This window comes from Shinella zoogloeoides (assembly GCF_020883495.1).
GTDB lineage: Bacteria > Pseudomonadota > Alphaproteobacteria > Rhizobiales > Rhizobiaceae > Shinella > Shinella zoogloeoides.
Genome location: NZ_CP086610.1, coordinates 3336676 through 3349987 on the forward strand (window position 1 = coordinate 3336676; position 13312 = coordinate 3349987).

10 protein-coding genes and 1 riboswitch are annotated in these 13312 nt (G+C 64.2%); of the genes, 2 read left to right on the forward strand and 8 right to left on the reverse strand.

Annotated features, from left to right (window positions below; all coding sequences use genetic code 11):
• Positions 1–11 precede the first annotated feature (11 nt).
• A riboswitch (TPP riboswitch) is annotated at positions 12–122 on the reverse strand.
• A gap of 72 nt (positions 123–194) precedes the next feature.
• From K8M09_RS16470 to ccmA, 5 genes are all read right to left on the reverse strand, one after another.
• Positions 195–809 carry a DsbE family thiol:disulfide interchange protein gene (locus K8M09_RS16470; RefSeq protein ID WP_160787663.1) on the reverse strand — a complete coding sequence of 205 codons (615 nt, stop codon included), beginning with the start codon at positions 807–809 and terminating at the stop codon, positions 195–197.
• Complete coding sequence (gene ccmD, locus K8M09_RS16475) at positions 806–973, reverse strand: heme exporter protein CcmD (RefSeq protein ID WP_160787662.1); 168 nt, start codon at positions 971–973, stop codon at positions 806–808. The genes K8M09_RS16470 and ccmD overlap by 4 nt, the downstream gene beginning before the upstream one ends.
• On the reverse strand, positions 970–1740 hold the full coding sequence (locus K8M09_RS16480) for a heme ABC transporter permease (RefSeq protein ID WP_160787661.1): 771 nt from the start codon (positions 1738–1740) through the stop codon (positions 970–972). The genes ccmD and K8M09_RS16480 overlap by 4 nt, the downstream gene beginning before the upstream one ends.
• Positions 1741–1813: 73 nt before the next feature.
• A complete protein-coding gene (gene ccmB, locus K8M09_RS16485) occupies positions 1814–2473 on the reverse strand; it encodes a heme exporter protein CcmB (RefSeq protein WP_160787660.1) in 660 nt (219 codons plus the stop codon).
• The gene (ccmA, locus tag K8M09_RS16490; protein ID WP_160787659.1) at positions 2470–3111 is read right to left on the reverse strand and encodes a heme ABC exporter ATP-binding protein CcmA; all 642 of its coding nucleotides are present in this window, start codon (positions 3109–3111) and stop codon (positions 2470–2472) included. The genes ccmB and ccmA overlap by 4 nt, the downstream gene beginning before the upstream one ends.
• A gap of 266 nt (positions 3112–3377) precedes the next feature.
• Between ccmA and acnA the strand changes: the two genes are divergently transcribed.
• Positions 3378–6071 carry an aconitate hydratase AcnA gene (gene acnA / locus K8M09_RS16495; protein ID WP_160787658.1) on the forward strand — a complete coding sequence of 898 codons (2694 nt, stop codon included), beginning with the start codon at positions 3378–3380 and terminating at the stop codon, positions 6069–6071.
• 50 nt (positions 6072–6121) lie between these two features.
• Here the strand turns inward: acnA and K8M09_RS16500 are convergent, their stop codons facing one another.
• From K8M09_RS16500 to K8M09_RS16510, 3 genes are all read right to left on the reverse strand, one after another.
• Entirely contained in the window at positions 6122–6673 is a 552-nt protein-coding gene (locus tag K8M09_RS16500) for a GNAT family N-acetyltransferase (protein WP_160787657.1), read from the reverse strand.
• A gap of 132 nt (positions 6674–6805) precedes the next feature.
• Positions 6806–10264 (reverse strand): pyruvate carboxylase, encoded by a 3459-nt coding sequence (gene pyc, locus K8M09_RS16505; RefSeq protein WP_160787656.1) that lies wholly within the window; start codon positions 10262–10264, stop codon positions 6806–6808.
• A 221-nt stretch (positions 10265–10485) separates the two neighbouring features.
• Positions 10486–11226 carry a helix-turn-helix transcriptional regulator gene (locus K8M09_RS16510; protein ID WP_160787655.1) on the reverse strand — a complete coding sequence of 247 codons (741 nt, stop codon included), beginning with the start codon at positions 11224–11226 and terminating at the stop codon, positions 10486–10488.
• Between the two features lie 302 nt (positions 11227–11528).
• Between K8M09_RS16510 and K8M09_RS16515 the strand changes: the two genes are divergently transcribed.
• Positions 11529–13286, forward strand: coding sequence for a glucan ABC transporter ATP-binding protein/ permease (locus K8M09_RS16515; protein ID WP_160787654.1), 1758 nt, complete (start codon positions 11529–11531; stop codon positions 13284–13286).
• Positions 13287–13312 lie beyond the last annotated feature (26 nt).

Sequence of the window (13312 nt, forward strand, 5' to 3'; positions counted from 1 at the left end):
GAATAGGGCGCTGGATTGAGCCGTCTAATCCCTCCGCCGGTACGAGCCGGATCAGGTTCTTCGGGTTGGCAAAAGCCTCTCAGCCGGCAGGTCGAAACCTGCGAGCACCCCGTTAGAGCGGAAAAAGGCATAATCCCGCGCGCCTCGGCACGCAAGAGGCCGCGACGGAAACAGTTTTATACGGAAATGGAGGGTCAGCCGGCCGCAGCGGGCGTCCCAAGCGCCTTTTCGATGGCCGGATAGAGGCCGTCCTTCAGGCTCTTGTCATCGAAGGGGCCGACCCGCTTGTAGAGGATCGTTCCGTCGGGCCCGACGAGATAGGATTCCGGGATACCGTAAACGCCCCAGTCGATCGCCATCTTGCCGACGGGATCGAGGCCGATGGCGAAGAAAGGATTGCCGAGTTCGCCGAGGAAACGCAGCGCATTCTCGCTGCCGTCCTTGTAGTTGACGCCGACCACCGTAAGGCGCGGGTCCTTGGACAGCGCCAGGATGACCGGGTGCTCCTGCCGGCAGGGCACGCACCAGGACGCCCAGAAATTGACGAGCGTCAGCTTGCCCTTGACGGCTTGCGCCGTCAGCGCCGGCACCGGCGCGCCGTCCCTCGTCGCGCCGGCGAGCGGCTCGAGATCGCGGAAGGGCGCCTTGGTGCCGATGAGGGCCGAGGGGATTTCGGAAATGTCGCGGCCGGAATTGAGCTGCGTCCAGAAGATCAGCGCCAGACCGAGAAAGATCGCCAGCGGCAGCGCGGCGAGGATCAGGCGCGTGCGCTTGCCCGCACCTTCGGCATTCGTCTCGCTCTCGCTCATTGACTGGCCTCGCTGCGCGCCGAACGGCGGCGGATGCCGGCGGCTTCGAGCTGTTCGATCTCGCGGTGGCGGGCGCGGTGATCGAGCCACACCCAGACGACGAGGCCGAGCGTGACGGCGAAGGCGGCGATATAGGACACCGCGACGTAGAAGGCGTGGCTCATGCGGCGCCTCCCGTGCGGCCGGCGGCGCGGGCCGCATGGCGGCGCAGCACGGCGATGCGGCGGCGCAGGATCTCGTTGCGCATGGCAAGGATATGCAGCGTGAAGAAAAGCAGGGTGAAGGCGACGGCCATCACGATGAGCGGCCAGAGGAATTCAGGATCTATGGTCGGGCCGTCCATACGGATGACGCTCGCCGGCTGGTGCAGCGTGTTCCACCACTCGACCGAGAATTTGATGATCGGGATGTTGACGAAGCCGACGAGGATCAGGACGGCGCTGACCTTGGCGGCGCGCGTCGGGTCGTCCATGGCGCGGCCGAGCGCGATGAGGCCGAGATACATCAGGAACAGCACGAAGACGGAGGTAAGCCGCGCATCCCACACCCACCAGGTCCCCCACATGGGCTTGCCCCAGAGCGAGCCGGTGATGAGTGCGACGAGGGTGAAGCAGGCGCCGATGGGCGCGGCGGCCTTGGCCGAGACATCGGCGAGCGGATGGCGCCAGACGAGCGTGCCGAGCGCCGAGAGCGCCATGACCGAATAGCACATCATGGAAAGCCAGGCGGCCGGCACATGCACATACATGATGCGCACCGTCTCGCCCTGCTGGTAGTCGCCCGTCGTCGTGAAGGAAAGGTAGAGACCTGCGGCGAACAGACAGAGCGTCAGCCCCGCAAGCCACGGCCAGATCATGGCGACCAGCGCCAGGAACCGCGTCGGGTTGGCGAGATCGCTGAATTTGCGGATGGCAAGGCTCGGTTCGCTCATGATGGTTCTTTAACGCGGAAGGGGCCGGGCTTCAATTGATCTGCCGCAATCACTTTCCTGTCAATTTGCCGCGTCAGTCGCTCGAAAGCCGAAGCGCCGCCGCCGCCGCGACCGGGCCGATGACGGCGAAGGCGAGATTGAGCGCGACGAGGATGAGGAAGGGCGGCAGGAACGGGGCCGGGTCCTGGATCGCCGCATAGACCGCGCTCACCCCGAAGATCAGCACGGGAATGGCGAGCGGCAGCACGAGGATGGAGACGAGCAACCCGCCGCGCGGCAGCGCCACCGCCACCGCCGCGCCCACCGCACCGATGAAGGTGATGGCGGGCGTGCCGGCCAAGAGCGTCAGCGTCGTCGCGCCGATGGCGGTCTCGTCCATGTTCATGAAGAGGCCGAGCAGCGGCGCGGCGACGACGAGCGGCAGGCCGGTCGCAATCCAGTGCGCGATGCATTTGACGAAGACCGTCAGCACCAGCGGCGTTTCCTGCATCAGGAGAAGATCGAGCGAGCCGTCCTCGCGCTCGGCCTGGAACAGCCGGTCGAGGCCGAGGAGGGAGGCGAGCAGCGCGCCGATCCAGAGGATGGCGGGGCCGATGCGGGAGAGAAGATTGAGGTCCGGCCCGACGCCGAAGGGAATGACGGCGACGACCGTCATGAAGAACAGCACGCCCACCAATGCGCCGCCACCGGCGCGCACGGAGAGTTTCACGTCGCGGAGGAGGAGAGCGATCACCAGACATCCTCCATGATCCCGGCAAAGCCCTTCATGTGCAACTCCTTCACCCCTTCCAGCCCAAGCGGCTGGTGCGTCGCAGCTATCGCAATGCCGCCGCGTGAAAGGTGGGCCATGACAAGGCCGGCGAACATGGTTTCAGCGGCCGCATCGAGCGCGGCCGTCGGCTCGTCGAGAATCCAGACCGGACGCCAGGAAACGAGAAGCTTGGCCATGGCCATGCGGCGCTGCTGGCCGGCGGAGAGATAGCCGAAGGGAAGGTGCGCGATACCGCCGAGACCAACCGCCTCGACCGCCTCGACGACCGACAGGCCCGCCCCGCCGGCAAAGTCGCCGAGGAAGGACTGCCAGAAGGACAGATTCTCCTCGACGGTCAGCTCCCGCTTCATCGCGTTGCGGTGGCCGAGATAATGCGCGGCCTCGCTGACACGCTCGACCGGTTGCGCTGCAGCAAGAAGTTTTGCCGCTCCCGAATGGGCCGGCAGAAGGCCCGCCAGAACACGCAGCAGCGTCGACTTTCCCGAACCGTTCGCACCCTTGACGACAAGCGCCTCGCCGCTGGCGATTTCAAAGGAAATATCTTGGAAAATCAGGTCTTCGCCGCGCTTGGCGCTCAATCCCTCGACGACGAGCCGCATGGCTTTTCACTTTCCCTTTACGACCTTGGTCGCAACGCAAAAAAATTGTCCCGATTTGCCCTTCGGCGCTCTGGATCGTTTCTTAGAAATTATCTATAACGCCCGCAACACGCCAGCGGTCGGCGTGAATTTCATCCAAGCGCCGAACACGGGAATGATTTCCGCGTACGGACAGCGGAAATGGCCGCACCCGCATCCCATTCGCGCTTGACGCGCACGGGCGTTCGTACGTCAGCTTTCTGGCGCCAGACGAGACGGGGTATAAAGTGTCCAAATCCCTAGACAGTTTCAATTGTCGTTCGACCCTTACGGTAAACGGCACCGACTATGTGTATTACAGCCTTCCCAAGGCCGAGGCGAACGGCCTTGCCGGCGTCTCGAAGCTCCCCTACTCGATGAAGGTGCTTCTTGAGAACCTGCTGCGCTTCGAGGACGGCCGCTCGGTCACCAAGGAGCAGATCCTTTCCGTCGTCGACTGGCTGACGAACAAGGGCACGGTCGAGAACGAGATCGCCTATCGCCCGGCGCGCGTGCTGATGCAGGACTTCACCGGCGTTCCCGCCGTGGTCGACCTTGCGGCCATGCGCGACGCGATGGTCTCGCTCGGCGGCGACCCGGAGAAGATCAACCCGCTCGTTCCCGTCGACCTCGTCATCGACCACTCGGTCATCGTCGACGAATTCGGCACGCCGACCGCCTTTGCCCGCAACGTCGAGCTGGAATACCAGCGCAACGGCGAGCGCTACCGCTTCCTCAAGTGGGGCCAGCAGGCGTTCCAGAACTTCCGCGTCGTTCCCCCGGGCACCGGCATCTGTCACCAGGTCAATCTGGAATATCTGGGCCAGACGGTTTGGACCAAGGAAGAAGACGGCGAGATCGTCGCCTACCCGGATACCTGTGTCGGCACGGACAGCCACACGACCATGATCAACGGCCTCGGCGTTCTCGGCTGGGGCGTGGGCGGCATCGAGGCGGAAGCCGCCATGCTCGGCCAACCGGTCTCCATGCTGCTGCCCGAGGTCATCGGCTTCAAGCTGACCGGCAAGCTCAAGGAAGGCGTTACGGCGACCGACCTCGTGCTGATGGTCGTGCAGATGCTGCGCAAGAAGGGCGTCGTCTCCAAGTTTGTCGAATTCTTCGGCCCCGGCCTCGACAACATGACGCTCGCCGACCGCGCAACGATCGGCAATATGGGCCCGGAATACGGCGCGACCTGCGGCTTCTTCCCGGTCGACGGCGAGACCGTCAACTACCTCACCATGTCCGGCCGCGAAGAGCAGCGCATCGCCCTCGTCGAAGCCTATTCGAAGGCGCAGGGCATGTGGCGTGACGGCGACGGCTCCGACCTCGTCTTCACCGACACGCTCGAACTCGACCTCGGCGACGTCGTTCCGGCCATGGCCGGCCCGAAGCGCCCGGAAGGCCGCATCCCGCTGGAAAACATTGCGCCGAACTTCGCGACGGCCCTTGAAAACGACTACAAGAAGCCCGGCCAGCTTTCGAACCGCTATGCCGTCGAAGGCACGGATTACGATATCGGCCACGGCGACGTCGCCATCGCCGCCATCACGTCCTGCACCAACACGTCCAACCCGTCGGTCCTCATTGCCGCCGGCCTTCTCGCCCGCAATGCGGTCGCCAGGGGCCTGAAGACGAAGCCGTGGGTCAAGACGTCGCTGGCGCCCGGATCGCAGGTCGTCGGCGAATACCTCGCCAAGTCGGGCCTGCAGGCGGACCTCGACAAGCTCGGCTTCAACCTCGTCGGCTTCGGCTGCACGACCTGCATCGGCAATTCCGGCCCGCTGCCGGCGCCGATCTCCAAGACGATCAACGACAAGGGCCTGATCGCTGCGGGCGTCCTCTCGGGCAACCGCAACTTCGAAGGCCGCATCTCGCCGGACGTGCAGGCAAACTACCTCGCCTCCCCGCCGCTCGTCGTCGCCTACGCCCTTGCCGGTACGGTCCAGAAGGACCTGACCAAGGAGCCGATCGGCGAAGACCAGAACGGCAATCCGGTCTACCTCAAGGACATCTGGCCCTCCTCCAGGGAGATCCAGGAGTTCATCATGAAGTACGTCACGCGTGAGCTCTATGCCACGAAATATGCCGACGTCTTCAAGGGCGACGAGAACTGGCAGGCCGTGCAGGTGCCGGAAGGCCAGACCTATGCCTGGGACGACAAGTCGACCTATGTGCAGAACCCGCCCTACTTCGTGGGCATGGGCAAGACCGGCTCGGGCCTGAAGAACATCGAAGGCGCGCGCGTCCTCGGTCTCTTCGGCGACAAGATCACGACCGACCACATCTCTCCGGCCGGTTCGATCAAGGCGGCCTCGCCGGCCGGCGCGTATCTTACGGATAACGGCGTCGCGGTGGCGGACTTCAACCAGTACGGCACGCGCCGCGGCAACCATGAAGTCATGATGCGCGGCACCTTCGCCAATATCCGCATCCGCAACCACATGCTCGGCCCGAACGGTAAGGAAGGTGGCTACACGATCCACTATCCGACCAAGGAAGAGATGTCGATTTACGACGCGGCCATGAAGTACAAGGCCGAGGGCGTTCCGCTCGTCATCTTCGCCGGCGTCGAATACGGCAACGGCTCCTCGCGCGACTGGGCGGCCAAGGGCACCAACCTCCTCGGCGTCAAGGCCGTGGTGGCGCAGTCCTTCGAGCGCATCCACCGCTCCAACCTCGTCGGCATGGGCGTCGTGCCCTTCGTCTTCGAGGAAGACACGACCTGGGCCTCGCTCGACCTCAAGGGCGACGAAGTCGTCACCATCGAGGGCCTGGAAGGCGATATCAAGCCGCGCGAGAAGAAGATCGCCAAGATCACCTACTCCGACGGCACGGTGAAGGACGTTCCGCTCCTCTGCCGCATCGATACGCTGGACGAGGTGACCTACATGAACAACGGCGGCATCCTGCAGACCGTTCTTCGCGACCTCGCCGCCTGAGCGGCCTGAAGCCTGAAAACACGATGCCGGGGCCAAAAGCCCCGGCATTTTTATGCCATCGTTCCCGGGAAATCCGTCGCGGAGGGTTCCGTCTCGGCTCCCTCGCCGAGCGGGCGCTGCATGAAGACCGTGTCGAGCCAGCGGCCGTGCTTGAAGCCCGTCGCACTCATGCGGCCCGAATGCGCAAAGCCGGCCGCGCTGTGCACGGCGATGGAGGCGGGATGCGCCCCGCCGATCACCGCCACCATCTGGCGGAAGCCGCAATCCGTGCAGCGGCGAATGAGTTCGGCCAGCAATGCCTTGCCGATGCCCCTGCCGCGCGCCTCCGGCGCCAGATAGACCGAATCCTCCACGAGCCAGCGATAGGCCGGCCGCGTGCGGAAGGCCGAGGCATAGGCATAGCCGAGGATGAGGCCGGTCTGCTCGACGGCGACGATATAAGGATAGCCCTTGCCGGTGATCGCCGTGAAGCGCGTCGCCATCTGGTCGAGCGTCGGCGGATCAACCTCGTAGCTCGCCACGCCGTTCAGCACGGATTCGCGGTAGATTTCGGTGAAGGCGGCGATGTCGCCGAGCGCGGCGGTGCGGATGACGAAGCTCATGGAAGCCTGCGTTTCTTGGAACGGTTCCGGTAAAGTGCGCAGCGTTTTGCGGCCGGAATTGCGTGAGCGCAAGCGCAAACAGGGGATGGGGTTAACCCATCCCCTGTCATGGAGGCTTTATCGAGGGCCGCTTCAGGCGCCGTAGACGATCAGCAGGTCCTTGGCGTCGATCTGGTCGCCGGCCCTGACGAGCACTTCCGAGATCATGCCGTCCTTCTCGGCATGCAGCGCCGTTTCCATCTTCATCGCCTCGATGGAGAGCAGCACGTCGCCGGCCTTGACCGGCTGGCCGGCCGCGACCGCGACGGTCGAGATGACGCCCGGCATCGGCGCGCCGAGATGGGCGGCGTTGCCGTTGTCGGCCTTGCGACGGATGGCGGAGGTGGCGGCGCGGTTGCGGTCCGGCACCTTGATGAGGCGCGACTGGCCGTTCAGTTCGAAGAACACCTTGACCATGCCCTGCGCATCCGGCTCGCTGGTCGCCTGATGCAGGATGACGAGCGACTTGCCGCGCTCGATTTCCGGCTGCAGTTCCTCGCCCGGCGCAAGGCCGTAGAAATAGGCGGGCGTCGGCAGCACGCTGACGGGGCCGTACATGTCGGCGGCCAGCGCATAGTCGGTAAAGACCTTCGGATACATGAGATAGGAGGCGAATTCGAAATCGTCGACCTTGCGCTCCAGCTTGTCCTCGATGGTTTTGCGCTCCGCATCGAGATCGGCCGCCGGCAGCAGCGAGCCGGGCACGGCGGTATAGGGCGCGTCGCCCTTCAGCGCCTTCTTCTGCAGGCCGGCCGGCCAGCCGCCCGGAGGCTGGCCCAGATCGCCGCGCAACATGGAGACGACGGAATCGGGGAAGGACACATCCTTAGCCGGATTCTCGACGTCGGCGACGGTCAGTTCCTGGCTTACCATCATCAGCGCCATATCGCCGACCACCTTGGAGGACGGCGTCACCTTGACGATATCGCCGAACATCTGGTTGGCGTCGGCATAGGCCTGGGCGACCTTGTGCCACTTGGTCTCAAGCCCGAGCGAACGGGCCTGTTCCTTGAGATTGGTGAACTGGCCGCCCGGCATTTCATGCAGGTAGACTTCCGAAGCCGGCCCCTTGAGGTCGCTTTCGAAGGCGGCATACTGGAAGCGCACGGCCTCCCAGTAGAAGGAGATACGACGGATCCATTCGGGATCGAGACCCGGATCGCGCTCCGATCCCTTCAGCGCCTCGACGATGGAGCCGAGGCAAGGCTGGGACGTGTTGCCCGAAAGGGCATCCATGGCCGCATCCACCACATCCACGCCGGCATCGACGGCGGCAAGCACGGTCGCGGCCGCGATGCCCGACGTGTCATGCGTGTGGAAGTGGATCGGCAGGTCGGTGGCCTCGCGCAGCGCCTTGAACAGCACGCGGGCGGCGGCGGGCTTCAGAAGGCCCGCCATATCCTTCAGCGCGATCATATGCGCGCCGGCCTTTTCCAGCTCGGCGGCGAGGTCGGTGTAGTATTTGAGGTCGTATTTCGGGCGGGCCGAATTCAGGATATCGCCGGTATAGCAGATCGCCGCCTCGCAGATGCGGTTCTCCTCGGCGACGGCGTCCATCGAGACACGCATGTTGTCGACCCAGTTGAGGCAATCGAAGACGCGGAAGACATCGATGCCGCCCTTCGCCGCCTGCCGGACGAAATACTTCACGACATTGTCGGGATAGTTCTTGTAGCCGACGCCGTTCGCCCCGCGCAGCAGCATCTGCAAGAGCAGGTTCGGCGCATCCTCGCGGATGCGGGCAAGACGCTCCCACGGGTCTTCCGTCAGGAAGCGCATGGAGACGTCGAAGGTCGCGCCGCCCCAGCATTCCAACGAGAAGAGCTGCGGCAGCGCCCGGGCATAGGTGCCGGCGACGCGGGCGATGTCATGCGTGCGCATGCGGGTCGCCAGCAGCGACTGGTGGCCGTCGCGCATGGTCGTGTCGGTGAGGAGCACGCGGCGTTCGGCGCGCAGCCATTCGCCGAATTTCTTCGGGCCGAGTTCGTCGAGCTTCTGCTTGGTGCCGGCAGGGATATCTCCGCCGATGAAGGGCACGACGGGCTTGGCCACGTCTGCCGGCGGCTTCGGGCGGCCCTTGGCTTCCGGGTGGCCGTTGACGGTGACGTCGGCAAGGTAGGTGAGCAGCTTCGTCGCGCGGTCCTGGCGCTTGACCTGCTGGAACAGTTCCGGCGTCGTATCGATGAAACGGGTCGTGTAGCTGTTGTCGCGGAAGGCCTCGTGGCCGATGATCGCCTCGAGGAAGGTGAGGTTGGTGGCGACGCCGCGGATACGGAATTCGCGCAGCGCACGGTCCATGCGGTTGATGGCTTCCCCCGGCGTGCTGCCCGAGGCCGTGACCTTGACGAGCAGCGGGTCGTAATAGCGGGTGATATAGGCCCCGGTATAGGCCGTGCCGCCATCGAGACGGATGCCGAAGCCGGCCGCCGAGCGGTAGCCAGTGATGCGGCCATAGTCCGGGATGAAGTTCTGTTCTGGGTCTTCCGTGGTAATGCGGCACTGGAGCGCATGACCGTTAAGGCGGATATCGGCCTGCTTGGGAACGCCCGATTCCGGCGTGCCGATGGCCTCGCCGTCGAGGATGTGGATCTGCGCCTTGACGATATCGATGCCGGTCACGACTTCCGTGACGGTGTGCTCGACCTGGATGCGCGGATTCACCTCGATGAAGTAGAACTTGCCGCTGTCGACATCCATCAGATACTCGACCGTGCCGGCGCCGACATAGCTGGTCGCCTTGGCGATCTTCAGCGAATAGTCGGCAAGTTCCTGGCGCTGCGCTTCCGATAGGTAAGGCGCGGGCGCACGCTCGACGACCTTCTGGTTACGCCGCTGGATGGAGCAGTCGCGCTCGAAGAGATGCACGACATTGCCATGCGTATCGCCGAGGATCTGGCTTTCGACGTGGCGGGCGCGCTCGACGAGCTTTTCGAGATAGACCTCATCCTTGCCGAAGGCGGCCTTGGCCTCGCGCTTGGCTTCCGTCACCTCGCGGATCAGGTCCTTGGCATCGCGGATGGCGCGCATGCCGCGACCGCCGCCGCCCCAGGAGGCCTTGAGCATGACGGGATAGCCGATCTCGGCGGCGAGACGGTGGATTTCCGCTTCGTCATCCGGCAGCGGATCGGTGGCGGGCACGACCGGCACGCCGACGGAGATGGCGAGATTGCGCGCGGCGACCTTGTTGCCGAGCTGGCGCATGGTGGCCGGGCGCGGGCCGATGAAGATGATGCCGGCGGCATCGCAGGCATCGACGAATTCCGGGCTCTCCGAAAGCAGGCCGTAGCCGGGATGGATCGCATCCGCGCCGGAAAGCTTGGCGACGCGGATCACCTCCTCGATCGAAAGATAGCTCTCGATGGGACCGAGATCGCGCGTCAGATGCGGGCCGCGACCGATCTGGTAACTCTCGTCCGCCTTGAAGCGGTGCAGCGCCAGTTTGTCCTCTTCCGCCCATATCGCAACTGTTTTCAAGCCGAGTTCATTGGCCGCGCGGAACACGCGGATGGCGATTTCGGAACGGTTGGCGACAAGAATCTTGGAAATGGGCAAGTCGGACTCCTCAATGACCTGGATGGGGGACCTTCGAGCGGGAAATGCTGCACCCGCGAAGAGAATTATTAGCGGGTAATTTCCAAAGTGCAATTTTATCGTCGCCATGGAACAAAAGATTTGCGCCGCCGGAAATAATCCCGACGGCGACCGGGACATTGCCCCATAGATAAATCTTTTAGAAACAGACGGTTATGCCGGATTCATGCGGCACCGCCCCGCTACGAGACCAGCCCCAGGCGGAAGGCGATGGCGATGGCGTGGTGCCGGTTGCGGGCGCCGAGCTTTTCCTGGATGCCGTTCATGTACCAGTCGACCGTATGGTTCGAGATGCCGAGGACGCGCCCGATATCGTGCGAGGTCATGCCCTGGGCGAGCAGCGCCAGCGCCTCCATCTCGCGCCGCGTCAACTCGACGTCGACGATCGCCGAAAGCCGCTCGGCCTCCTGCGGGTCGGCTGCGTGAAGGAGCTTCCAGTAGAGCCGGCGGGCGATGCTGTCGAACAGCGCCATCTCCGCGGTCTCCAGCTCCACCGGCCTGCCGCCGATGCTGAGGCTGCCGAGAAGGCCGCGCCGACCATGGACCGGAAACAGATAGCCATCCTCCAGCCCGTTCTGCCGCGCATCGACCATCATGCGCTCCATGCGCTTGCGATGCGGGCTGGCCCGGAACGCGCCGAGCGTGTCGCGCCAGCGGAAACCCACCTGGGCATGGCCGAGATAGCGCACGGTCGGATCGACCTGCATATAGCTTCTGCGCAGATAGGTCTCCGGCCAGCCTTCCGGCCAGCGTCCTGCCAGCAGCAGGCTCAGCACGCTTTCCACCGGTCTCGGCGACTGGTTAAGCCAATAATACTCGAAGCCGTAGAGTGTAATGAGACGCTCGAATTCGGCAGTCGTCTCCTCCCTACCACGCAACTCGTCGATCAGTGCAAGGAACTGCACCAGCAAGTTGATCTTCATATTCCCCGCGCTTGACTAGCTTTGCATAACCAACTGATAAAGCTGAATCAGGCCGACAACCGGCCCAAGCGCCCCTCTGATATCCCCGCTGAACAATTGGCAGGATCGGAAGGTGAAAATCAATCGCTTTGCGTGCATAGCTGACCTGAAATTGCACAATCACGCAAGATTTCAGGCGCGTTATCAAATTTGCTTGACTGCGAAGAACTTTTGCCGCTTCCGCTGGTTAATACCTTCAGCCAAGGGACTGAAGGTGCCAACGTTGCACCGCACAACAGCTATTGCCGGAAAGGCTCCATTCCGTGTCTTTGTTTCAGGTCTATGCCAGGGCCCTCAGCTATCTTGGCATCTACAAGCTCCGGGTCGGGCTGGTGGTTGCCGCCAATATCGTTCTTGCCGTGATCACCATTGCCGAACCCATCCTGTTCGGCCGCATCATCGATGCCATTTCCACCAAGAGCGACGTCACGCCGATCCTCCTGATGTGGGCCGGCTTCGGTCTCTTCAACACCGTCGCCTATGTGCTCGTCGCGCGTGAGGCCGACCGGCTGGCCCATGGCCGCCGCGCCAGCCTCCTGACGGAAGCCTTCGGCCGCATCATCTCCATGCCGCTCGCCTGGCACAGCCAGCGCGGCACCTCCAACGCGCTGCACACGCTGCTGCGCGCCTGCGAGACGCTGTTCAGCCTGTGGCTGGAATTCATGCGCACGCATCTCGCCACCGCCGTGGCGCTCACCCTGCTCATCCCGACCGCCTTCTCGATGGACTACCGCCTGTCGCTGGTGCTGATGGTGCTCGGCGCGCTCTATGTCGTCATCGGCAAGGTGGTGATGAACCGCACACGCGAGGGACAGGCCTCGGTGGAGAACCATTACCACACCGTCTTCTCCCATGTGTCGGACTCGATCAGCAACGTCTCCGTGGTGCACAGCTACAACCGCATCGAGGCGGAGACGCGCGAACTGAAGCAGTTCGCCGAGCGGCTGATCAACGCGCAGTTCCCGGTACTCGACTGGTGGGCGCTCGCCAGCGCCCTCAACCGCATCGCCTCGACCATCTCGATGATGACGATCCTCGTCATCGGCACGGTGCTCGTCCAGCGGGGCGAAATCCGCGTCGGCGACGTCATCGCCTTCATCGGCTTCGCCGGCCTGCTCATCGGCCGCCTCGACCAGATGAAGGCCTTCGCCACGCAGATCTTCGAGGCGCGCGCCAAGCTGGAGGACTTCTTCACGCTGGAAGACGCCGTGAAGGAACGCGAGGAACCGACCGGCGCGGGCGAGCTCGGCGACGTGAAGGGCAAGGTCGAATACCGCAATGTCAGCTTCGACTTCGCCAATGCCACGCAGGGCGTGCGCGACGTTTCCTTCACGGTGGAAGCCGGCCAGACCGTCGCTATCGTCGGCCCGACGGGCGCCGGCAAGACGACGCTCGTCAACCTGCTCCAGCGCGTCTACGAGCCGCAATCCGGCCAGATCTTCATCGACGGCGTGGATATAGGGACGGTGACGCGCAGGTCGCTGCGCCACTCCATCGCCACCGTGTTCCAGGACGCGGGCCTGCTCAACCGCTCGATCTCCGACAATATCCGCCTCGGCCGCGAGGGCGCGAGCCAGGAGGAAATCGAGGCGGCGGCAGAAGCCGCGGCGGCGAACGACTTCATCGTCTCGCGCCAGAACGGCTACGAGACCCATGTCGGCGAGCGCGGCAATCGGCTTTCGGGCGGCGAGCGCCAGCGCATCGCCATCGCCCGCGCCATCCTGAAGAACGCACCGATCCTCGTGCTCGACGAGGCGACCAGCGCGCTCGACGTGGAGACGGAAGCCCGCGTGAAGACGGCCATCGACTCGCTGCGCCGGGGCCGCACGACCTTCATCATCGCGCACCGCCTGTCGACGGTCCGCGAGGCCGATCTCGTCGTCTTCATGGATCACGGTCAGGTCGCGGAGATGGGCACCTTCAACGATCTCAGCCAGAGCAACGGCCGCTTCGCCGCGCTGCTGCGCGCCAGCGGCATCCTGACCGACGACGACGTGCGCAAGAGCCACACGGCGGCCTGATCGATACATCAGCGAAATGCAAAACG